Raw genomic sequence first — 21,114 nt, 5'->3', positions numbered from 1 at the left:
ACACACATCCGAAAGGCCGCCCCCGAAAGGAGGCGGCCTTTTGCTTGGCGGTGGGTTGCTTCATGATTGTCCGGGCAACAGCAAGAGGATAGGCCGATGGATCGCCGCATGTTGGAAATGACCGTGCTGATGACGCCGGACATGGCGAATTTCAGTGGCAAGGTGCATGGCGGCGCATTGCTGAACCTGTTGGACCGTGTCGCGTTCTCCTGCGCATCCCGCTATTCAGGGCAATACGCCGTGACGCTGTCGGTGGACCGGGTCGTTTTCAAGGAGCCGATTTCAGTGGGCGAATTGGTCACTTTTCGTGCCAGCGTGAACTATGCGGGCCGAACCTCCATGGAAATCGGAATCAGGGTTGAGGCCGAGGAAATTCGCGCAGGCACGCGCAGGCATACGAATTCCTGCTACTTTACGATGGTGGCGGTGGATGATGCGGGCAAGCCCTTTGCCATCCCGGCATTGGAACTGGATTCGGAACTGCGCATTCAACGGTTCAAGGCGGCAGAGCGCCGGCGGGCGCAGGCGCGCGCGGCAGGCTGAACACGGAAAAGCCGCCCCGATGACGGGGCGGCCAATGTACGTTCGGTCCGTATTGCGATCAGGCAACGGCGTCCTGGTTGACGCCGCCTGTCGTGGCGATCTGCGTCATGCGGCGGTCACCGTCATAGGTGTCGTCCAGGCATTTTTGCAGCACGGCAGCATCGCCATCCAGCCCGAGACGATTGGCAAAGGCGACCAGCGTGCCGTAGCCGGCAAGCGCGTAATGCACCATGCGCTGATATTGCGGAATGATTGCGGCATCGCGCACGTCTGCGTCAGCAATATCGTTCGACAGGCCGTGTGCACGTGCCTCGGTCACCAGACCTTCCATGCCCTTGCAGTGCTCTGCGTTCGGCTTGATCCCGTGATCGGCACACAGTTGTTCGATAGCGGCGATCCCGTCGGAAATACCGGTGCCGCCCGCGATCAGCGCTTCGGACAGGTCCTTGTCCCTGGCCGCGCGGCCCAGTTCGGTCACAACCTGCAGGGATTGTGTGTTCGCGCTCCAGATATCCTGAAGTTGATCGAGGTAGATGTCTTTCAGTGTGGTCATTGCCATGTGGCACGTCCTTTCATTTGCTTGGCGGACCAACGGCCAGCCTTGCAAGATGTTCCGGGCCGGGCCTGAAAGGTTGCGATTTCGCCTGTTTTTCGCCCCAATCGGCCCGTAGATTTGAAACAAATCAAAGTGGAGCAGTTTTTTGTCCAAGCCCACGGACCGACCCGTTGCTGCCGTGTTCATGGTCGAACCCGGTCACTACGAATGGCCTGCGATTCTGCTGGCGGCGTCGCTGCGGGCGTTCGCGACCGATGACATCCGGCTCTATGCCTATTGTCGTGAAACCCTGATTGACCAGCTGCACCCTCGCACCCTCGGATTTTTTGAGGCAAACGATGTGGTGCTGCGCCCGATCGCGCCGCGGTTCGAGGTGACCTATCCGCAGGGTAACAAGCTTTATGCCTGTGCCGATCCCCGGCCCGAGGATGTGACCATGCTGTTCGATACCGACATGTTCATGCTGCAACCGGCGCGGCTGTCGGAAACCATCGTGCCCGGCTGCGTGTCGGGGCGACCGACAGGCAGCTGGATGTGGGGAACGACGCCGCAGGATTGGGCACCTGCCTATGCCAGTGTCGGCCTCGACCTGCCGCGCAACAGGATGTCGCGGCCGGATGGCACATTCACCTGCCCGTCCATCTCGGCCGGGTTTGTGGCTTATGATGACCCTGAATTCGGTGCGATCTGGCGTGACGTTGCGCTGGTGATCGAAAACAAGCGGCTGGCGCGGGGTATCTATCCGACATTGGATCAGATCAGCCTGCCGGTTGCCGTCGAATTGGTTGGGCTGCGGCTGAACATGATTGACGTGAAATGGAACAAGGCCGGCAAGATTACGGCGCAGGCGATCCGCAATGTCGTGAGCTACCACTACCAAAAAGCGGAAACGCTGCTGCAACTGCCTGTGAAATGGTTGGCCGACCGACTGCTTGTCGCGTTTTCGGATTTTGAAAACGTAGAAGACCTGCTGGATTTCTACGACCGCGAGGCAGCGCGACCGGCCGCTGTGATTCACAATGAAGGATGGAAAGCCGCCATTCTGGCCGAACAGCAAAAGGCGGATGACGTCACCCATGCGCAGGCAATCGGGCTGCACAAACCCAAAGGCTGATGATGGATGACAAACCCCTCTTGATCCTGCTGCGGTCCTCGGCTACGTCGTCACTCGGACGTAGGGGTATAGCTCAGTTGGTAGAGCGACGGTCTCCAAAACCGTAGGTCTGGAGTTCGAGTCTCCATGCCCCTGCCAGTCCACCAAAGGTGACGCACCATGTCCCATTCTCCGCTAGACATCGTTTTCCATATCGGCGCGCACAAGACGGCGACGACCCATTTGCAGCATTCGATCGGAAACGTCAGCGACAAGCTGGCCGAGGCGGGGATCCAGTTTTTCGGGCCGCAGTCGCTGCGCCAGCCCGGCAAGCGGTTGGAGGCGCGATTCAACTTGCCGTTCAACCCGCGCAAATCGAATGCCGATCCCCGTCCCAGCGACGTGGTGCTGGACGAGATGGTGCAGGGCGGCCACCGGCTTTTGCTGTCAGAGGAAAACTATATCGGTGTCCTGTTTGACCGGTCGACGGATGGGCCGATGCACCGGATTGCAGCGCCGCTCTATCCCACCGCTGGCGAAAGGCTGATGGCATTGGCGCACAAGATTGCGCCCGAAGGCATAGATGTCTGTCTGGGCGTGCGCGAACCGGCGGGTTTTCTGAATTCTGCCTACGGTCAGGCGTTTCTGGCGGGTCATTTCATCCATGTGAACAAGTTCAAGCAGCAAAATCCGCTTAGTCTGGTAGACTGGGCTGATCTGGTGGCGCGCCTGCGCATGACGCCGGGCGTTCGCAACATCACGGTCTGGCGGCAAGAGGACTATCACCTGTGCACCGACCAGATCCTGCGCGTGATGCTGGGCGATGCCGCGCGGCACGTCGTACCGATCCGTCGGTTGGTCAATCCCGGCCTGTCACAAGCGGCTGTCCAGCATGTGCTGGAGATGCGCAGCGCTGGTCATGACGGTCCGTTGGCGCATCTGGCACGGACGGAATTCCCGATTGGTCCCACGCGTCCGGCCTATAAGGCATACGACCGTGAAGAACGCCTGCTGTCGTCCGAGTTCTACCAGGCGCAGATCGCGGCACTGGACCTTATGGACGGCGTGACGCTGCTGCGTCCGCAGGGTTGAACTGGACCGCGCCACAGCGTATGTCGCACGGGTCTAACCGTCAGGAAATGCGCTCATGGCCACCAACCCCGTCAAGTTCATCAACGAGACTCGCGCCGAAATCGCCAAGGTCGTCTGGCCCACGCGTCGTGAGGTTGTGCTGACGACCATCATGGTTTTCATCATGGCGGCATTGATGGCGACGTTCTTCAGTCTTGTGGACCTGGGCATTCGTCAGGGCTTGCAGGTCATTCTGACCTACTTTGGCAGCTAGGCTGCGGGGGTGTAGAAACTGCACCCCGGCCCTTGAATTCACGACATTCGGGCGGTAAGAGCGCCCTCACGACCGGGATGGCGTGCGGCGAATCGAGTTGCACGCCAAAATTTATTGTCCCGACGGGTGGCGCGGATCATCCGGGAATTTTGATCATTGGCGGCGCATGCGCGGCGCCGCGAACGCGAGGTGACGAGGAACATGGCGAAACGTTGGTATTCGGTTAGCGTTCTGTCGAACTTCGAGAAAAAGATCGCAGAACAAATTCGTCAAAAGGCGCAGGAACAGGGTCTGGAAGATCAGATCGACGAGGTTCTGGTCCCGACCGAAGAGGTCATCGAAATTCGCCGCAACAAGAAGGTCACGACCGAACGTCGTTTCATGCCCGGCTATGTGCTGGTGCACATGGAACTGTCGGACGAAGCCTATCACCTTGTGAACTCGATCAACCGCGTGACGGGTTTCCTTGGCCCGCAGGGGCGTCCGATGCCGATGCGTGACGCCGAAGTGCAGGCCATCCTGGGTCGTGTCCAAGAGGGTGAAGACAGCCCGCGGACGCTGATCCACTTTGAAATCGGCGAAAAGGTCAAGGTCAACGACGGTCCCTTCGAGGACTTCGATGGCATGGTCGAAGAGGTCGACGAAGAGCACCAGCGTCTCAAGGTGACGGTCTCGATCTTTGGCCGGGCAACCCCGGTCGAACTGGAATTCACTCAGGTCTCCAAGCAGGGCTGAGTGCGTCAGACGTGGGAGCCGCACGCGGCCAACCACGGCAAGTTGCCCCATCACGGGGCGTTGTAGGGTGGGGTTCGCCCCGCCGCTGAAAAAAGGAGAGGCCACATGGCCAAGAAAGTCGTAGGCACGCTGAAGTTGCAGGTTCCGGCCGGCAACGCAAAGCCCAGCCCGCCCGTCGGTCCCGCACTGGGTCAGCGCGGCATCAACATCATGGAATTCTGCAAGGCGTTCAACGCCAAGACAGCCGACATGGAAAAGGACGCACCTTGCCCGACCGTAATCACGTATTACGCGGACAAGTCGTTCTCGATGGAAATCAAGACGCCGCCCGCGTCCTATTACATCAAGAAAGCTGCCAAGCTGTCCTCGGGTTCGAAAACCCCCGGCAAGGCAAGCGCAGGTTCCATCAACGCCAAGCAGGTGCGTGAAATCGCCGAAGCCAAGATGAAAGACCTGAACGCGACCTCGATCGAGGGCGCAATGCTGATCATCGCGGGCTCTGCTCGCTCTATGGGCGTCGAGGTGAAGTAATGGCAAAAGTCGGTAAGCGTACTGCGGCAGCCCGCAGCAATTTCGAAGGCAAGGTGAACGTATCCGTCGCCGAAGCCGTGTCGCTCGTAAAGAGCAACGCCAACGCAAAGTTCGACGAGACCATCGAAATCTCGATGGTTCTGGGTGTTGATCCCCGTCACGCTGACCAGATGGTCCGTGGCACGGTCACGCTGCCGAACGGCACCGGTAAAACCGTCCGCGTCGCCGTGTTCGCCCGTGGCGAAAAGGCAGACGAAGCCAAAGCAGCCGGTGCGGACGTCGTTGGCGCAGAAGACCTGATGGAACAGATTCAAGCTGGCAACATCAACTTTGACCGCTGCATCGCGACCCCTGACATGATGGGTATCGTGGGTCGTCTGGGCAAGATCCTGGGCCCGCGCAACCTGATGCCGAACCCGCGCGTCGGCACCGTCACGCCTGACGTGAAGCAGGCTGTCGAGGACGCCAAGGGCGGTCAGGTCCAGTTCAAGGCCGAGAAGGCCGGTGTGGTTCACGCCGGTATCGGCAAGGCCAGCTTTGACGCCAAGGCGATCGAAGAAAACCTGAAGGCGTTTGTCGAGGCCGTGTCCAAGGCGAAGCCGACCGGCGCAAAAGGCACCTACATGAAGAAGGTCTCCTTGACCTCGACCATGGGTCCGGGCGTTTCGGTTGACGTCGCATCGGCGACTGGCAACGTATAAGCCACTGTCTTTCTGCCGAAGGGGCGGCCCGGTGACGGGCCGCCCTTTTGCGTTTCAGGAGGCTGGGATGGCTGTCGGACTGATCTCGAACAGCCCCAGCGATTCCAGCCCGACGAGCACGGCATCAACTGCAATCGTCGCCAGGATGATTCCCATGACCCGGCTGATCACGCTGATGCCGGTATGCCCGATCAGGCGAAAAATGTAGGTCGCCGCGAACATGCAGATCAGGGTCACGATCAGCACCAGCAACAACAGGCCCGCAGTCACCGCCTGTTCAGGCAGGGTCTGCGTGCGGTTGTCTGTCAGGACCACGATCCCCAGCATCGCACCCGGCGACGCGATGGACGGCATCGCCAGCGGAAACACGGCACCAGCCAAATGATCGCGATGTTTTTCGGCCTCTTCGATTTCCGTGTCGGATTTCGTGTCGCCAAAGATCATGGTCAGCGCGAACAGGAACAGCACGATCCCGCCTGCAATCTGGAACGACCCCAGGTCGAGGCCAATCGCCTCTAGCGCCAACTGCCCCAGGACCAGGAACCCGAACAGCACCAATCCGGCAATCAAGGTGGCGCGCAGCGCGAACCGTCGATGCAGCTTGCGCGGCACGGCCGATACGGCGAACAGGAATACCGGGATCGACCCGATCGGATCGACGAGAACGAACAATGTGACGAATTCACGTGACAGTGCGGTCAGGTCCATGTGAAATAGTACTCCAGAACGTATGCGGCGAATGATGCTGTGCCTGCCGATGGGGGCAAGGTCCAGCATCGGTATGATGTCAACCTGACGTGATCTGACCGTTAGGCGATAATCCACGCATAGGGGTTTCCTTTTTGCTGTCCCAGCCCTAAAGAGTGCTTAGCAACGCAGCGCATGATTCGTCGTGCGCTGTTTTGTTTCGTCCGAGACGGTGGGTTGGCCTTTGGTCATTAATTCCTGCCTGAGGCGGGTTACGACCGGATCGGCTGAGGCTCTCCTCGGTTTTACCCGGCTCATCCCGTGATTGCGGACCTCGACTGTCGGGCGGTTCGCCGCGCGGCAAAATTGAGCCGGGGGGAGACCCCCAAATTTGGAGTGAAACTGTGGATAGAGCACAAAAAGAAAAACTGGTCGAAGAACTCGGCCAGATCTTTGAAAGCTCTGGCGTCGTTGTGGTTGCCCACTACGAAGGCATGACAGTTGCCGAAATGCAGGACCTGCGCGCATCCATGCGTGATGCAGGCGGGTCCGTACGCGTTGCCAAGAACAAGCTCGCCAAGATCGCCCTCGAAGGCAAACCCAGCGCATCTATTGCTGAGTACCTGACAGGGATGACGGTTCTTGCCTATTCCGAAGACCCCGTTGCTGCGGCAAAGGTGGTCGACGATTACGCCAAAAAGAATGAAAAACTTGTCATTCTGGGTGGTGCAATGGGCGAGAACGCATTGGATCCAGCCGGTGTGAAAGCCGTTGCCGGGATGCCAAGCCGCGAGGAGCTTATCGCTTCCATCGTGGGTTGCATCGGGGCACCTGCCAGCAACATCGCCGGGGCCATTGGCGCGCCTGCTTCGAACATCGCGAGCATTCTTTCGACCATCGAAGAGAAAGCTGCATAAGCAACCTGAGCCGCCTTGGGGCTTGAACGCCCTGACGTTGGAACACACTTAAGTAAACGGAAAGAAGTCAAATGGCTGATCTGAAGAAACTGGCAGAAGAGATCGTTGGTCTGACCCTGCTCGAAGCACAAGAACTGAAAACCATCCTCAAGGACGAGTATGGCATCGAGCCCGCCGCTGGCGGCGCTGTGATGATGGCAGGCCCCGCTGGCGACGCCGGCGCAGCTGCTGAAGAAAAGACTGAATTCGACGTCGTTCTGAAGAACGCCGGCGCACAGAAGATCAACGTGATCAAAGAAGTGCGCGGCATCACCGGTCTGGGCCTGAAAGAAGCCAAGGACCTGGTCGAAGCTGGCGGCAAAGTCAAAGAAGGCGCGTCCAAGGCAGAAGCCGAAGAGATCAAGGCAAAGCTGGAAGCAGCTGGCGCCGAAGTCGAGCTGGCCTAAGCCGGTTTGCGGGTTCGCCCGCACCAAAGAACAAGGCTGGACCTGCCCCTGCGCAGGTCCAGCCGCACCTGTCTTAAAGGGTGGTCAAAGCAATTGACCCCCCTTTTGGGTAGGTGAGGTGATCGAGAGGTCTTCGGTGGGACGAAGGCCAGGAATAGATCGCTTGCTCCCGGTCATAAGCATCCGTCCCGCGGCCCGGGCGGAACGAGGTGCGACAGACAGATAAGGTGACACCACACATGGCTTCCTCCTTCCTCGGCCAGAAGCGCCTGCGTAAGTACTACGGCAAAATTCGCGAAGTTCTCGAAATGCCGAACCTCATCGAGGTTCAGAAATCCTCCTATGATCTGTTCCTGCGGTCCGGCGACAGCCCGACGCCGCTGGACGGCGAAGGCATCATGGGCGTGTTCCAGTCGGTTTTCCCGATCAAGGACTTCAACGAGACTGCGGTTCTCGAATTCGTCAAGTACGAGCTGGAAAAGCCCAAGTACGACGTCGAAGAGTGCCAGCAGCGCGACATGACCTACAGCGCACCGCTGAAGGTGACCCTGCGCCTGATCGTGTTCGATGTGGACGAAGATACGGGTGCAAAGTCCGTCAAGGACATCAAGGAACAGGACGTATTCATGGGCGACATGCCCCTGATGACCCAGAACGGTACGTTCATCGTGAACGGCACCGAGCGTGTGATCGTTTCCCAGATGCACCGCTCGCCGGGCGTTTTCTTTGACCACGACAAGGGCAAGACCCACAGCTCGGGCAAGCTGTTGTTCGCCTGCCGCATTATCCCCTACCGCGGCTCCTGGCTCGACTTTGAATTCGACGCCAAGGATCTGGTGTTCTGCCGGATCGACCGTCGCCGCAAGCTGCCGGTGACGACGCTGCTGTATTCGCTGGGCCTTGATCAAGAAGCGATCATGGACGCCTATTACAACACCGTCGATTTCCACCTCGACAAGAAGGCCAACGCCTGGACGACCAAGTTCTTTCCAGAGCGTGTGCGTGGCACGCGCCCGACCTATGACCTGATCGATGCCAAGACCGGCGAAGTCATTGCCAAGGCCGGTGAAAAAGTCACGCCCCGCACTGTCAAGAAACTGATCGAAGACGGCAGCGTCAAGGATCTGCTGGTCCCCTATCAGCACATCGTCGGTAAATTTGTCGCTCGTGACATCATCGACGAAGATACCGGTGCCATCTTTGTCGAGGCCGGTGACGAGCTGACGCTGGAAATGGACAAGTCGGGCGACGTGATCGGTGGTACGCTCAAGGAATTGGTCGACGCTGGCGTCGATACGATCCCGGTGCTGGACATCGATAACATCAACGTGGGCGCATACATGCGCAACACGATGGCCGCCGACAAGAACATGAACCGCGAAACCGCGCTGATGGATATCTACCGCGTCATGCGCCCCGGCGAGCCGCCGACCGTCGATGCAGCAAGCGCGCTGTTCGACACACTGTTCTTCGACTCCGAGCGTTATGACCTGTCCGCCGTGGGCCGGGTCAAGATGAACATGCGTCTGGACCTGGATGCCGAAGATACGCAGCGCACCCTGCGCCGCGAAGACATCGTCGCCTGCATCAAGGCGCTGGTCGAACTGCGCGACGGCAAGGGCGACATCGACGACATCGACCACCTCGGCAACCGCCGCGTCCGTTCTGTCGGCGAACTGATGGAAAACCAGTATCGCGTCGGTCTGCTGCGCATGGAGCGCGCGATCAAGGAACGTATGTCCAGCGTCGAGATCGACACGGTCATGCCGCAGGACCTGATCAACGCCAAGCCCGCCGCTGCGGCTGTGCGTGAATTCTTCGGCTCATCCCAGCTGTCGCAGTTCATGGACCAGACGAACCCGCTGTCGGAAGTGACGCACAAGCGCCGTCTGTCCGCACTGGGGCCGGGCGGTCTGACCCGCGAACGTGCCGGTTTCGAGGTGCGCGACGTGCACCCGACGCACTACGGCCGCATGTGCCCGATCGAGACGCCGGAAGGTCCGAACATCGGTCTGATCAACTCGCTGGCCACGTTCGCCCGCGTGAACAAATACGGTTTCATCGAAACGCCCTACCGCAAGGTGACGGACGGCAAGGTGACGGATGAAGTATCATACATGTCCGCGACCGAAGAAATGCGTCACACCGTGGCGCAGGCCAACGCCAACCTGACCGAGGCCGGTGGCTTTGCCAACGAATTGGTTTCGACGCGCAAGAATGGCGATTATACCCTGTCGCCGCGTGAAAACGTCGATCTGATCGACGTGTCGCCAAAGCAGCTGGTTTCGGTTGCGGCCTCGCTCATTCCGTTCCTGGAAAACGACGACGCCAACCGCGCGCTGATGGGCTCGAACATGCAACGTCAGGCTGTGCCGCTGTTGCAGGCCGAGGCACCGCTGGTCGGCACCGGCATCGAAGAAGTCGTGGCCCGTGATTCCGGCGCAGCGATCATGGCGAAACGTGCCGGCATCATCGACCAAGTCGATGCGACCCGTATCGTTGTGCGTGCCACCTCCGATCTGGAGCTGGGCGACGCTGGCGTCGACATCTACCGGATGCGCAAGTTCCAGCGTTCGAACCAGAACACCTGCATCAACCAGCGTCCGCTGGTAAAGGTCGGCGACGAAGTCCAGAAGGGTGAGGTCATCGCCGATGGTCCCAGCACCGACATGGGCGAACTGGCACTGGGCAAGAACGTGGTCGTCGCGTTCATGCCGTGGAATGGCTACAACTACGAAGACTCGATCCTGATCTCCGAGCGGATCACCCGCGACGACGTGTTCACCTCGATCCACATCGAGGAATTCGAAGTCGCCGCCCGTGACACGAAGCTTGGGCCAGAGGAAATCACCCGCGACATTCCCAACGTCGGTGAAGAAGCACTGCGCAACCTCGACGAGGCCGGTGTTGTCTACATCGGTGCAGAGGTCGGGCCGGCAGACATTCTGGTCGGCAAGATCACACCCAAGGGTGAAAGCCCGATGACGCCAGAGGAAAAACTGCTGCGCGCCATCTTTGGTGAAAAGGCATCCGATGTGCGCGACACGTCGCTGCGCCTGCCGCCGGGTGATTTCGGCACGGTCGTCGAGGTCCGCGTGTTCAACCGCCACGGTGTGGAAAAGGACGAGCGCGCGCTTCAGATCGAGCGGGAAGAAGTCGAGCGCCTGAGCCGTGACCGTGACGACGAGCTGGCGATCCTTGATCGCAACATCTACGCCCGTCTGCACGACATGATCATCGGCAAGGAAGTCGTCAAAGGTCCCAAGGGCATCAAGTCCGGCACCATTGTCACCGAAGAAACACTGGACGGTCTGTCCCGTGGTCAGTGGTGGCAGCTGGCGCTCAAGGACGAGGGCGATGCCCAGATCGTCGAGGCGCTGAACGAGCAGTACGAGGTGCAAAAGCGCACTCTTGACGCGCGTTTCGAAGACAAGGTCGAAAAGGTCCGTCGTGGTGACGACCTGCCGCCAGGCGTCATGAAGATGGTCAAGGTGTTCGTCGCGGTGAAGCGCAAGCTGCAGCCCGGCGACAAGATGGCCGGTCGTCACGGTAACAAGGGTGTCATTTCCAAGGTGGTACCGATGGAAGACATGCCGTTCCTCGCGGACGGTACACCTGTCGATTTCTGTCTGAACCCGCTGGGCGTGCCGTCGCGGATGAACGTCGGTCAGATCCTCGAGACGCACATGGGCTGGGCCGCACGCGGTCTGGGTATTCAGGTGGACGAGGCGCTGGACGAATATCGCCGCAACGGTGACATGACCCCGGTCAAGGAAGCCTTGCGGATCGCCTATGGTGACGACGTCTATGACGAAGGTTTCGAGGGCATGGGCGACGACCAGATGCTCGAAGCTGCTGGCAACGTCACGCGCGGCGTTCCGATCGCGACGCCTGTCTTTGACGGTGCAAAAGAGGCCGATGTGAACGACAGCCTCAAGCGGGCCGGATTCGATACATCCGGTCAGTCCGTGCTGTTCGATGGCCGCACGGGTGAGCAGTTCAGCCGCAAGGTGACGGTGGGTGTGAAATACCTGCTGAAACTGCACCACCTGGTCGACGACAAGATCCACGCCCGTTCCACGGGGCCGTACTCGCTTGTCACACAGCAGCCGCTGGGTGGTAAGGCGCAGTTCGGTGGTCAGCGCTTTGGTGAGATGGAGGTCTGGGCACTGGAAGCCTATGGCGCTGCATACACCCTGCAAGAGATGCTGACGGTGAAGTCGGATGACGTTGCGGGCCGGACCAAGGTCTACGAGAGCATCGTCAAGGGCGAGGACAACTTTGAGGCCGGCGTGCCCGAGTCGTTCAACGTGCTTGTAAAAGAAGTCCGGGGCCTCGGCCTCAACATGGAACTCCTGGATGCGGAGGACGGGGAATAGGGCTCAGCCCTAGGGGCGGCAACACGCCGCCCCCACCCACCTTACTGCACCCCAATTCAAGGAATTGAAGATGAACCAGGAACTGACAAACAACCCGTTTAACCCGGTTGCTCCGGTCAAGACGTTTGACGAAATCAAGGTGTCGCTGGCATCGCCCGAACGGATCCTGTCGTGGTCCTTTGGCGAGATCAAGAAGCCCGAGACCATCAACTACCGCACGTTCAAGCCAGAACGTGACGGTCTGTTCTGCGCGCGTATCTTTGGCCCGATCAAGGACTACGAATGCCTGTGCGGCAAATACAAGCGCATGAAATATCGCGGCGTCGTCTGCGAGAAGTGCGGCGTGGAAGTCACGCTGCAAAAGGTGCGCCGCGAGCGGATGGGTCATATCGAACTGGCCGCACCCGTTGCCCACATCTGGTTCCTGAAATCGCTGCCATCCCGCATCGGCCTGATGTTGGACATGACGCTGCGCGATCTGGAACGCATCCTGTATTTCGAAAACTACGTCGTGATCGAACCAGGTCTGACCGACCTCACCTACGGTCAGCTGATGACCGAAGAAGAGTTCAACGATGCGCAGGACGCTTATGGCGTTGACGCGTTTCAGGCGAACATCGGTGCAGAAGCGATCCGTGAAATGCTGGCCCAGATTGACCTGGACGCCGAGGCAGAGCAGCTGCGCGCTGATCTGAAAGAGGCAACCGGCGAGTTGAAGCCCAAGAAGATCATCAAGCGTCTGAAGATCGTCGAGAACTTCATCGATTCCGGCAACCGCCCCGAATGGATGGTCATGACCGTCATTCCGGTCATTCCGCCAGAACTGCGCCCGCTGGTGCCGCTGGACGGTGGTCGCTTTGCGACTTCCGACCTGAACGACCTGTATCGCCGGGTCATCAACCGCAACAACCGCCTGAAGCGTCTGATCGAACTGCGCGCGCCCGACATCATCGTCCGCAACGAAAAGCGGATGCTGCAGGAATCCGTTGACGCATTGTTCGACAACGGTCGTCGTGGCCGCGTCATCACGGGTGCCAACAAGCGTCCGTTGAAATCGCTGTCCGATATGCTCAAGGGCAAGCAGGGTCGCTTCCGTCAGAACCTCTTGGGCAAGCGCGTCGACTTTTCCGGTCGTTCGGTCATCGTGACCGGTCCGGAACTGAAACTGCACCAGTGCGGTCTGCCGAAAAAGATGGCGCTCGAACTGTTCAAGCCGTTCATCTACTCGCGGCTGGAGGCCAAGGGTCTGTCGTCCACGGTCAAGCAGGCCAAGAAGTTGGTCGAAAAAGAGCGTCCCGAGGTATGGGACATTCTGGACGAGGTCATCCGCGAACACCCCGTCATGCTGAACCGTGCACCCACGCTGCACCGTCTGGGCATTCAGGCGTTCGAACCCGTTCTGATCGAAGGCAAAGCGATCCAGCTTCACCCGCTGGTCTGTTCCGCCTTTAACGCCGACTTTGACGGCGACCAGATGGCCGTTCACGTGCCGCTGAGCCTCGAGGCCCAGCTGGAGGCCCGTGTTCTGATGATGTCCACGAACAACGTGCTGTCACCTGCCAACGGCGCACCGATCATCGTGCCGTCGCAGGATATGATCCTTGGCCTGTATTACACCACGATCATGCGCGAAGGCATGAAGGGTGAAGGCATGTCGTTCAGCGACATCGACGAGGTCGAGCATGCGCTGACCTCTGGCGAGGTGCACCTGCACGCCAAGATCGAAGCCCGCATGGCCCAGATCGACGACGAAGGTAACGAGGTCATCAAGCGGTTTGAAACCACGCCGGGCCGTCTGCGCCTGGGTGCGCTCTTGCCGCTGAACACCAAGGCGCCTTTCAGCCTGGTGAACCGTCTGCTGCGCAAGAAAGAAGTGCAGCAGGTCATCGACACCGTATACCGCTACTGCGGCCAGAAGGAATCCGTGATCTTCTGTGACCAGATCATGACCATGGGCTTCCGCGAGGCGTTCAAGGCCGGTATTTCGTTCGGCAAGGACGACATGGTCGTGCCCGACACCAAATGGGCGCTCGTTGATGAAACGCGCGATCTGGTGAAGGATTTCGAACAGCAGTACATGGACGGCCTGATCACTCAGGGTGAAAAGTACAACAAGGTTGTCGATGCCTGGTCGAAAGCCAACGACAAGGTCACCGACGCCATGATGACCACGATTTCGACCACCGGTCGGAACGAGGCCGGCGCCGAAAACGAACCGAACTCGGTTTACATGATGGCGCACTCCGGTGCCCGTGGTTCTGTCACCCAGATGAAACAGCTGGGCGGCATGCGCGGCCTGATGGCAAAGCCCTCGGGCGAAATCATCGAGACGCCGATCATCTCGAACTTCAAGGAAGGTCTGACCGTTCTTGAATACTTCAACTCGACCCACGGTGCCCGCAAGGGTCTGTCGGATACCGCGTTGAAAACGGCGAACTCGGGTTACCTGACACGTCGTCTGGTGGACGTTGCACAGGACTGCATCATCCGCGAGATCGACTGCGGAACAGAGCGTGCAATCACGGCAGAAGCCGCCGTGAACGACGGTGAGGTCGTGTCCTCACTGGCCGAGCGTGTTCTGGGTCGCGTCAGCGCCGATGACGTTCTGCGTCCCGGCACCGACGAGGTTCTGGTCGAAGCCGGCGAGCTGATCGACGAGCGCAAGGCCGATATGATCGACATGGCCGCCATCGCCAAGATGCGGATCCGGTCGCCACTGACCTGCGAGGCCGAAGACGGCGTTTGCGCAACCTGCTACGGGCGTGACCTTGCCCGTGGTACGCGCGTCAACATCGGCGAGGCTGTCGGCATCATCGCGGCACAGTCTATCGGTGAGCCCGGCACACAGCTGACGATGCGGACCTTCCACATCGGCGGCGTGGCACAAGGTGGTCAGCAGTCGTTCCTCGAGGCCAGCCAGCCCGGCAAGATCGAGTTCCGCAACGCGGCCTTGCTCGACAACACGGCGGGCGACTCCGTCGTGATGGGCCGGAACATGGTCATCGCGATCGTGGACGAAAACGGCGTGGAACGGGCGACCCACAAGGTCGGCTATGGTTCCAAGGTCTTCGTGACCGAAGGTCAGGACATCCACCGCGGCGACAAGCTGTTCGAATGGGACCCGTTCACACTGCCGATCATCGCCGAAAAGGCCGGTCGCGTGAAATATGTCGACCTGGTCAACGGTATCGCTGTCCGCGAGGACACCGATGACGCAACCGGCATGACGCAGCGAATCGTGTCCGACTGGCGCGCGGCCCCCAAGGGCAACGAGCTGGCACCGAAAATCATCATCGCGGACGCCAACGGCGAACCGGTGATGAAGGATGACGGCAACCCCGTGTCCTATGCCATGTCGGTTGACGCAGTTCTGTCTGTCGAGGACGGTGAGGACATCCAGGCGGGTGACGTGGTTGCACGTATTCCGCGCGAGGGTGCCAAGACCAAGGACATCACCGGTGGTCTGCCGCGTGTGGCCGAACTCTTTGAGGCACGCCGCCCCAAGGATCACGCCATCATTGCGGAAATCGACGGCTATGTCCGATTCGGCAAGGATTACAAGAACAAGCGCCGCATCGCGATTGAATCCTCCGATGATCCGGATGTGAAGGTCGAGTACATGGTGCCCAAGGGCAAGCACATCCCGGTGGTCGAAGGCGACTTCGTCCAGAAGGGTGACTACATCATGGACGGCAACCCGGCCCCGCATGACATTCTTGCGGTTATGGGTGTCGAGGCGCTGGCCGACTACATGATCGACGAGGTGCAGGACGTCTATCGTCTTCAGGGTGTGAAGATTAACGACAAGCACATCGAAGTCATCGTCCGTCAGATGCTGCAAAAGTGGGAAATTCAGGACAGCGGTGATACCGTTCTTCTGAAAGGCGAGACCGTGGACAAGGCCGAGTTCGACGAAGCCAACGCCAAGGCAATTTCGCGCAATGGCCGTCCGGCAACGGGCGAACCGATCCTGCTGGGCATCACCAAGGCGTCGCTGCAAACCCGCAGCTTCATCTCTGCCGCGTCGTTCCAGGAAACCACGCGCGTGCTGACCGAGGCTTCGGTCATGGGCAAGCGTGACAAGCTGGTCGGTCTGAAAGAGAACGTCATCGTGGGTCGCCTGATCCCGGCCGGCACCGGCGGTGCGACAAGCCGGATGCGCAAGATTGCATCCGACCGTGACAACGTCGTCATCGAGGCGCGCAGGGAAGAGGCCGAACAGGCTGCAGCCCTGGCAGCCCCGGTCCAAGAGCCAATGGCTGACGATGTGATCGGTGGGGACGAATTCGACACAATCGTGGTCGACACCCCCGAAAGCCGCGACGAATAAAAAACCGTCCTGACGGTGACAAAGGCCCCCGGTGCAAGCCGGGGGCCTTTTGCGTTTGCGGTGATGCCGTTTAATCCTAGGCTGTCCCAAAGCCAAAGGAGGATGCCGTGACAGATACGCCCCATCACCAACTGGATTACGTGGAATTCACATCACCCGAACCGCAGGCAACGCGGGAATTCATGGCCAATGTCTTTGGCTGGTCGTTTGTGGATTATGGACCTGACTATGCGGACATTCAGGGTGCCGGCATCGGCGGTGGCGTTGAACGCGGCACGCTGCGCGCACCGCTGCCGGTCATCAATTCGAACGATCTCGACGCCAGCCTGGCAGCCGTCAAGGCGGCAGGAGCCCGGATCACTGTCGATACCTTCGGCTTTCTAGGCGGGCGCCGGTTTCAGTTTCTGGCACCCGGTGGCACAGAGATGGCCGTCTGGACCAAGGAGCGTGAATAGCACGGCCAGTCTGGCGGTCCTCAGGCTTGCCTGCTACGGCTTGACCTATGGTTTTGACTGACAACATGCGCGGTGCTGCGCTGATGACGGGTGCGATGTTCGCATTCACCGTGAACGACACCTTTCTCAAGGCGCTTTCGGATCAGGTGCCGTTGTTCCAGACGATTTTCCTTAGGGGAATCGGCGTCATCGCGTGCCTGACGATCATGGCCGCACTGATGCGGCAATTGAATTTCAGGCAAAGCCGGCGCGATTGGTTCCTGATCGTAATCCGGGGCCTGGCAGAGCTGGCCGCTGCGTATTTCTTTTTGACGGCGTTGTTCAACATGCCCATCGCGGCAGCCAGCGCGATCTTGCAGGCACTCCCGCTGACGGTGAGCCTGGCAGGCGCACTCTTTCTGGGCGAGGCGCTTGGCTGGCGCCGACTGGTTGCGATCCTGATCGGATTTGTCGGTGTGTTGCTGATCGTCAGGCCGGGTGGTGCGGATTTCAATTTCTATTCTGTCTATGCGGTTCTTTCGGTCGCTTGCGTCACGCTGCGTGACCTCGTCGTGCGGCGGATGAACAAGTCGGTGCCATCGCTGCTTGTGTCGCTTGTCGCGGCAATCTGCGTCACCGTGGGTGCGGGTGTCGCCTGCCTCTTTGCCACATGGGTGCCGTTGCAGGGGCTGGCGATGGCACAGATTGGCGGTGCCACCGTTTTCGTTGTTTTTGGCTACATCTTTTCCGTGGCGGCGATGCGGGTCGGCGATATCAGTTTTGTCGCGCCGTTCCGCTATGTCAGCCTGTTGGTCGCCTTGATCATTGGATTTGCCGTCTTCGGAGAGGTGCCGCGCGTCCTGACGCTGGTGGGCGCGGGAATCGTTGTCGCGACGGGTCTGTTCACATTGTTCCGGGAACGGCGGTTGAACCTGCGCCGCCGCACGATTCCCGACCGTATCCGCTAGGATTTGCAGGGCTTCGCGCAGCGGGGGCGCCACTGTTGACACCCCATGCCACGGGCCCTATACGGCGCGCATCCGGGTAGGGGGTAATCCCCCCAAATCCGATATCAAATGTCGTAGTGGTCAAGAACCGGACTAATGCTGTCTTGTTCCTCTGAATACTCACCGCACCGAACCTCCGGTAAGGGTTCGACTGCGGAATTTTTGTGCTTTGCAGACGTGCGGGGCATGCCAAGTCAATCCGCGGGGCCAGACCCCGCTCACATGTGAGAGAATAGGGAAAACCGCCCCATGCCAACGATCCAACAGCTGATCCGCAAACCGCGCCAGCCCAAAGTCACCCGCTCCAAGTCCATGCACCTCGAGGGATGCCCGCAAAAGCGTGGCGTCTGCACTCGCGTGTACACCACCACACCGAAAAAGCCGAACTCCGCTATGCGGAAAGTCGCCAAGGTCCGTCTGACCAACGGTTACGAAGTGATCTCCTACATCCCCGGTGAGAGCCACAACCTGCAAGAGCACTCTGTGGTTCTGATCCGCGGCGGTCGTGTAAAAGACCTTCCCGGTGTGCGTTACCACATCCTGCGCGGTGTTCTGGATACCCAGGGCGTCAAGGATCGTAAGCAGCGTCGTTCCAAGTACGGCGCGAAGCGTCCCAAGTAAGCATTTGGGCCGCCGGGACCGCCCGGCGCTTCGCCCGTCAACGAACAAGAGGAAACACACATGTCACGTCGCCACGCCGCTGAAAAACGCGAAGTTCTGCCCGACGCCAAGTTCGGCGATACCGTTCTGACCAAGTTCATGAACAACCTCATGGTCGACGGCAAGAAAGCCGTCGCAGAGCGCATCGTCTACAACGCTTTCGATCGCGTCGAAGCCAAGTTGAAGAAATCCCCCGTCGAGGTCTTTCACGAGTCCCTCGAATTGATCAAACCCTCTGTCGAGGTGCGTTCGCGCCGCGTCGGCGGTGCCACCTATCAGGTGCCCGTCGAGGTCCGCCCCGAGCGCCGCGAGGCACTTGCCATCCGTTGGTTGATCGCCGCTGCGAAAAAGCGCAACGAGAACACCATGGAAGAGCGCCTTGCAGGCGAGCTGATGGACGCCGTCAACGGTCGTGGTACGGCCGTGAAAAAGCGTGAAGACACCCACAAGATGGCCGACGCGAACAAAGCGTTCAGCCACTACCGCTGGTAATTCAGGAGCACCACTAGAATGGCACGCGACTATAAACTCGAGCGCTACCGCAACTTTGGTATCATGGCGCACATCGACGCAGGCAAGACGACCTGTTCCGAACGCATCCTGTACTACACCGGCAAGTCCCACAACATCGGCGAAGTCCACGACGGCGCCGCGACGATGGACTGGATGGAGCAGGAGCAGGAGCGCGGAATCACGATCACCTCTGCTGCGACCACGACCTTCTGGCAGCGTCAGGAAGACCCGACCGCTGACGGCACGTCCGACACGAAGTATCGGATGAACATCATCGACACACCCGGCCACGTCGACTTCACCATCGAAGTCGAGCGTTCGCTGGCTGTTCTCGACGGCGCGATCTGCGTGCTTGACGCCAACGCCGGTGTCGAACCTCAGACCGAAACCGTGTGGCGTCAGGCTGACCGCTACAAGGTGCCGCGCATCGTGTTCGTGAACAAAATGGACAAGATCGGTGCCGATTTCTACAACTGCGTCGCCATGATCGAAGACCGGACCGGTGCGAAAACCGCACCGATTCAGCTGCCGATCGGCGCAGAGAACGAACTCGAAGGCATCATCGACCTCGTGACCATGGAAGAGTGGGTCTACGCAGGCGAAGATCTGGGCGCATCCTGGGTGCGTCAGCCGATCCGCGACAGCTACAAGGAGCGCGCTGATGAGTATCACGCCGCTCTGGTCGAGCAGGCCGTGGAAATGGACGACGAGGTCATGATGGCCTACCTCGACGGCGTCGAGCCCGACGTGGACACGCTGCGCAAGCTGATCCGCAAGGGTACGCTGGCGATGAAGTTCGTTCCCGTGCTGGCCGGTTCCGCGTTCAAGAACAAAGGCGTGCAGCCGCTGCTGAACGCTGTCGTCGACTATCTGCCCAGCCCGCTGGACGTGGTTGATTACATGGGCTTCAAGCCCGGCGACGAAACGGAAACACGTAACATTCCGCGTCGCGCCGACGATGACATGCCCTTCTCGGCACTGGCATTCAAAATCATGAACGACCCCTTCGTCGGTTCCTTGACGTTTACCCGGATCTATTCGGGTCAGCTGAAAAAGGGCGACGCCATGCTCAACTCCACCAAGGGGAACAAAGAGCGTGTCGGTCGTATGATGATGATGCACTCGATCCAGCGTGAAGAGATCGACGAAGCCTTTGCAGGTGACATCATCGCACTGGGTGGCCTGAAGAACACCACCACCGGTGACACACTGTGTTCGGAAAAGGACCCCGTCGTTCTGGAAACGATGACCTTCCCCGAGCCCGTCATCGAGATCGCGGTCGAGCCCAAGACGAAGGCCGACCAGGAAAAGATGGGCATCGCACTGGCACGTCTGGCTGCCGAGGATCCGTCCTTCCGCGTCGAAACCGATTTCGAATCCGGTCAGACCATCATGCGTGGCATGGGCGAACTTCACCTCGACATTCTGGTCGATCGCATGAAGCGCGAGTTCAAGGTCGAGGCGAACATCGGTGCGCCGCAGGTGGCCTATCGTGAAACCATCGGTCACGCCGTCGAACACACCTACACCCACAAGAAACAGTCGGGTGGTTCGGGTCAGTTCGGTGAGGTCAAGCTGGCCATCATGCCGACAGAGCCGGGCGAAGGTTATTCGTTCGAATCCAAGATCGTCGGCGGTGCCGTGCCCAAGGAATATATTCCGGGCGTCGAAAAGGGTATCCGGTCGGTCATGGACTCCGGTCCGCTGGCAGGCTTCCCGGTCATCGACTTCAAGGTCGAGTTGCTGGACGGCAAGTTCCACGACGTGGACTCCTCGGTCCTCGCATTCGAAATCGCGGCACGGATGTGCATGCGTGAAGGGATGCGCAAGGCAGGGGCCAAGCTGCTCGAGCCGATCATGAAGGTCGAGGTGGTGACGCCCGAGGAATATACCGGTGGTATCATCGGCGACCTTACGTCCCGTCGTGGCATGGTTCAGGGTCAGGACAGCCGCGGCAACGCGAACGTCATCGACGCAATGGTGCCGCTGGCCAACATGTTCGGCTACATCAACACGCTGCGCTCCATGTCTTCGGGCCGTGCCCAGTTCACGATGCAGTTTGATCACTACGATCCGGTTCCGCAGAACCTGTCCGAAGAGATCCAGGCGAAATACGCATAACGGCGCGGCGGGTGCCTGCACCCGCCCCCCACACCCCCAAATCCGTTTTTCAAGGAGGCCATCATGGCTAAGGCAAAGTTCGAACGTAACAAACCGCACGTTAACATCGGCACGAT

At 59.6% G+C, this 21,114-nt stretch carries 18 protein-coding genes and 1 tRNA gene; 17 read left to right on the top strand and 2 right to left on the bottom strand.

Going from position 1 to position 21,114, the window contains the following annotated elements:
- Positions 1-96 precede the first annotated feature (96 nt).
- Positions 97-543, top strand: coding sequence for an acyl-CoA thioesterase (locus LGQ03_RS16505; protein ID WP_226749290.1), 447 nt, complete (start codon positions 97-99; stop codon positions 541-543).
- A gap of 58 nt (positions 544-601) precedes the next feature.
- On the opposite strand, the gene LGQ03_RS16500 is transcribed toward LGQ03_RS16505, so the two are convergent.
- On the bottom strand, positions 602-1,102 hold the full coding sequence (locus LGQ03_RS16500; protein ID WP_226749289.1) for a ferritin-like domain-containing protein: 501 nt from the start codon (positions 1,100-1,102) through the stop codon (positions 602-604).
- Positions 1,103-1,244: 142 nt separating this feature from the next.
- On the opposite strand from LGQ03_RS16500, the gene LGQ03_RS16495 reads away from it, so the two are divergent.
- From LGQ03_RS16495 to rplA, 7 genes are all read left to right on the top strand, one after another.
- Positions 1,245-2,213, top strand: a complete 969-nt coding sequence (locus LGQ03_RS16495) for a hypothetical protein (protein ID WP_226749288.1) — start codon at positions 1,245-1,247, stop codon at positions 2,211-2,213.
- Between the two features lie 62 nt (positions 2,214-2,275).
- Positions 2,276-2,351: transfer RNA gene (locus tag LGQ03_RS16490), tRNA-Trp, on the top strand.
- A gap of 21 nt (positions 2,352-2,372) precedes the next feature.
- On the top strand, positions 2,373-3,284 hold the full coding sequence (locus LGQ03_RS16485) for a hypothetical protein (RefSeq protein ID WP_226749287.1): 912 nt from the start codon (positions 2,373-2,375) through the stop codon (positions 3,282-3,284).
- A gap of 55 nt (positions 3,285-3,339) precedes the next feature.
- Positions 3,340-3,537 (top strand): preprotein translocase subunit SecE, encoded by a 198-nt coding sequence (gene secE, locus LGQ03_RS16480; protein ID WP_056039512.1) that lies wholly within the window; start codon positions 3,340-3,342, stop codon positions 3,535-3,537.
- A 201-nt stretch (positions 3,538-3,738) separates the two neighbouring features.
- Positions 3,739-4,272 (top strand): transcription termination/antitermination protein NusG, encoded by a 534-nt coding sequence (gene nusG, locus LGQ03_RS16475; protein ID WP_056039550.1) that lies wholly within the window; start codon positions 3,739-3,741, stop codon positions 4,270-4,272.
- 105 nt (positions 4,273-4,377) lie between these two features.
- Positions 4,378-4,803, top strand: a complete 426-nt coding sequence (gene rplK / locus LGQ03_RS16470) for a 50S ribosomal protein L11 (RefSeq protein ID WP_056039517.1) — start codon at positions 4,378-4,380, stop codon at positions 4,801-4,803.
- The gene (gene rplA, locus LGQ03_RS16465) at positions 4,803-5,504 is read left to right on the top strand and encodes a 50S ribosomal protein L1 (protein WP_056039520.1); all 702 of its coding nucleotides are present in this window, start codon (positions 4,803-4,805) and stop codon (positions 5,502-5,504) included. Before rplK ends, rplA begins: the two co-directional genes overlap by 1 nt.
- A 54-nt stretch (positions 5,505-5,558) precedes the next feature.
- On the opposite strand, the gene LGQ03_RS16460 is transcribed toward rplA, so the two are convergent.
- Positions 5,559-6,212: a MarC family protein gene (locus LGQ03_RS16460; RefSeq protein WP_226749286.1), complete on the bottom strand. Its 654-nt coding sequence runs from the start codon at positions 6,210-6,212 to the stop codon at positions 5,559-5,561.
- A gap of 383 nt (positions 6,213-6,595) precedes the next feature.
- Between LGQ03_RS16460 and rplJ the strand changes: the two genes are divergently transcribed.
- The 9 genes from rplJ to fusA all read left to right on the top strand — a co-directional run bounded on the left by rplJ (position 6,596) and on the right by fusA (position 20,998).
- Positions 6,596-7,108, top strand: coding sequence for a 50S ribosomal protein L10 (gene rplJ, locus LGQ03_RS16455; protein ID WP_090158367.1), 513 nt, complete (start codon positions 6,596-6,598; stop codon positions 7,106-7,108).
- A 71-nt stretch (positions 7,109-7,179) separates the two neighbouring features.
- Entirely contained in the window at positions 7,180-7,554 is a 375-nt protein-coding gene (gene rplL / locus LGQ03_RS16450) for a 50S ribosomal protein L7/L12 (protein WP_056039529.1), read from the top strand.
- 239 nt (positions 7,555-7,793) lie between these two features.
- Positions 7,794-11,933 carry a DNA-directed RNA polymerase subunit beta gene (rpoB, locus tag LGQ03_RS16445; protein WP_226749285.1) on the top strand — a complete coding sequence of 1,380 codons (4,140 nt, stop codon included), beginning with the start codon at positions 7,794-7,796 and terminating at the stop codon, positions 11,931-11,933.
- Positions 11,934-12,003: 70 nt separating this feature from the next.
- On the top strand, positions 12,004-16,263 hold the full coding sequence (gene rpoC, locus LGQ03_RS16440; RefSeq protein ID WP_226749284.1) for a DNA-directed RNA polymerase subunit beta': 4,260 nt from the start codon (positions 12,004-12,006) through the stop codon (positions 16,261-16,263).
- A 107-nt stretch (positions 16,264-16,370) separates the two neighbouring features.
- The gene (locus LGQ03_RS16435) at positions 16,371-16,718 is read left to right on the top strand and encodes a VOC family protein (RefSeq protein WP_226749283.1); all 348 of its coding nucleotides are present in this window, start codon (positions 16,371-16,373) and stop codon (positions 16,716-16,718) included.
- A gap of 47 nt (positions 16,719-16,765) precedes the next feature.
- Positions 16,766-17,665 carry a DMT family transporter gene (locus LGQ03_RS16430; RefSeq protein ID WP_226749282.1) on the top strand — a complete coding sequence of 300 codons (900 nt, stop codon included), beginning with the start codon at positions 16,766-16,768 and terminating at the stop codon, positions 17,663-17,665.
- 288 nt (positions 17,666-17,953) lie between these two features.
- Positions 17,954-18,325 carry a 30S ribosomal protein S12 gene (rpsL, locus tag LGQ03_RS16425; RefSeq protein ID WP_211644427.1) on the top strand — a complete coding sequence of 124 codons (372 nt, stop codon included), beginning with the start codon at positions 17,954-17,956 and terminating at the stop codon, positions 18,323-18,325.
- 60 nt (positions 18,326-18,385) lie between these two features.
- Positions 18,386-18,856: a 30S ribosomal protein S7 gene (rpsG, locus tag LGQ03_RS16420; protein WP_090158372.1), complete on the top strand. Its 471-nt coding sequence runs from the start codon at positions 18,386-18,388 to the stop codon at positions 18,854-18,856.
- Between the two features lie 18 nt (positions 18,857-18,874).
- On the top strand, positions 18,875-20,998 hold the full coding sequence (fusA, locus tag LGQ03_RS16415; protein ID WP_056039546.1) for an elongation factor G: 2,124 nt from the start codon (positions 18,875-18,877) through the stop codon (positions 20,996-20,998).
- Positions 20,999-21,114: the final 116 nt, after the last annotated feature.

This window comes from Loktanella gaetbuli (assembly GCF_020531945.1).
Taxonomy (GTDB): Bacteria; Pseudomonadota; Alphaproteobacteria; order Rhodobacterales; family Rhodobacteraceae; genus Loktanella; species Loktanella gaetbuli.
This window is presented reverse-complemented; position numbering and strand designations above follow the sequence as displayed.

What these genes read in the sequence shown, in the direction of transcription:
- LGQ03_RS16505 (WP_226749290.1), top strand. Translation starts at nt 97, where the DNA reads ATGGATCGCCGCATGTTGGAAATGACCGTGCTGATGACGCCGGACATG.
- LGQ03_RS16500 (WP_226749289.1), bottom strand. Translation starts at nt 1,102, where the DNA reads ATGGCAATGACCACACTGAAAGACATCTACCTCGATCAACTTCAGGAT.
- LGQ03_RS16485 (WP_226749287.1), top strand. Translation starts at nt 2,373, where the DNA reads ATGTCCCATTCTCCGCTAGACATCGTTTTCCATATCGGCGCGCACAAG.
- secE (WP_056039512.1), top strand. Translation starts at nt 3,340, where the DNA reads ATGGCCACCAACCCCGTCAAGTTCATCAACGAGACTCGCGCCGAAATC.
- nusG (WP_056039550.1), top strand. Translation starts at nt 3,739, where the DNA reads ATGGCGAAACGTTGGTATTCGGTTAGCGTTCTGTCGAACTTCGAGAAA.
- rplK (WP_056039517.1), top strand. Translation starts at nt 4,378, where the DNA reads ATGGCCAAGAAAGTCGTAGGCACGCTGAAGTTGCAGGTTCCGGCCGGC.
- rplA (WP_056039520.1), top strand. Translation starts at nt 4,803, where the DNA reads ATGGCAAAAGTCGGTAAGCGTACTGCGGCAGCCCGCAGCAATTTCGAA.
- LGQ03_RS16460 (WP_226749286.1), bottom strand. Translation starts at nt 6,212, where the DNA reads ATGGACCTGACCGCACTGTCACGTGAATTCGTCACATTGTTCGTTCTC.
- rplL (WP_056039529.1), top strand. Translation starts at nt 7,180, where the DNA reads ATGGCTGATCTGAAGAAACTGGCAGAAGAGATCGTTGGTCTGACCCTG.
- rpoB (WP_226749285.1), top strand. Translation starts at nt 7,794, where the DNA reads ATGGCTTCCTCCTTCCTCGGCCAGAAGCGCCTGCGTAAGTACTACGGC.
- rpoC (WP_226749284.1), top strand. Translation starts at nt 12,004, where the DNA reads ATGAACCAGGAACTGACAAACAACCCGTTTAACCCGGTTGCTCCGGTC.
- LGQ03_RS16430 (WP_226749282.1), top strand. Translation starts at nt 16,766, where the DNA reads ATGGTTTTGACTGACAACATGCGCGGTGCTGCGCTGATGACGGGTGCG.
- rpsL (WP_211644427.1), top strand. Translation starts at nt 17,954, where the DNA reads ATGCCAACGATCCAACAGCTGATCCGCAAACCGCGCCAGCCCAAAGTC.
- rpsG (WP_090158372.1), top strand. Translation starts at nt 18,386, where the DNA reads ATGTCACGTCGCCACGCCGCTGAAAAACGCGAAGTTCTGCCCGACGCC.
- fusA (WP_056039546.1), top strand. Translation starts at nt 18,875, where the DNA reads ATGGCACGCGACTATAAACTCGAGCGCTACCGCAACTTTGGTATCATG.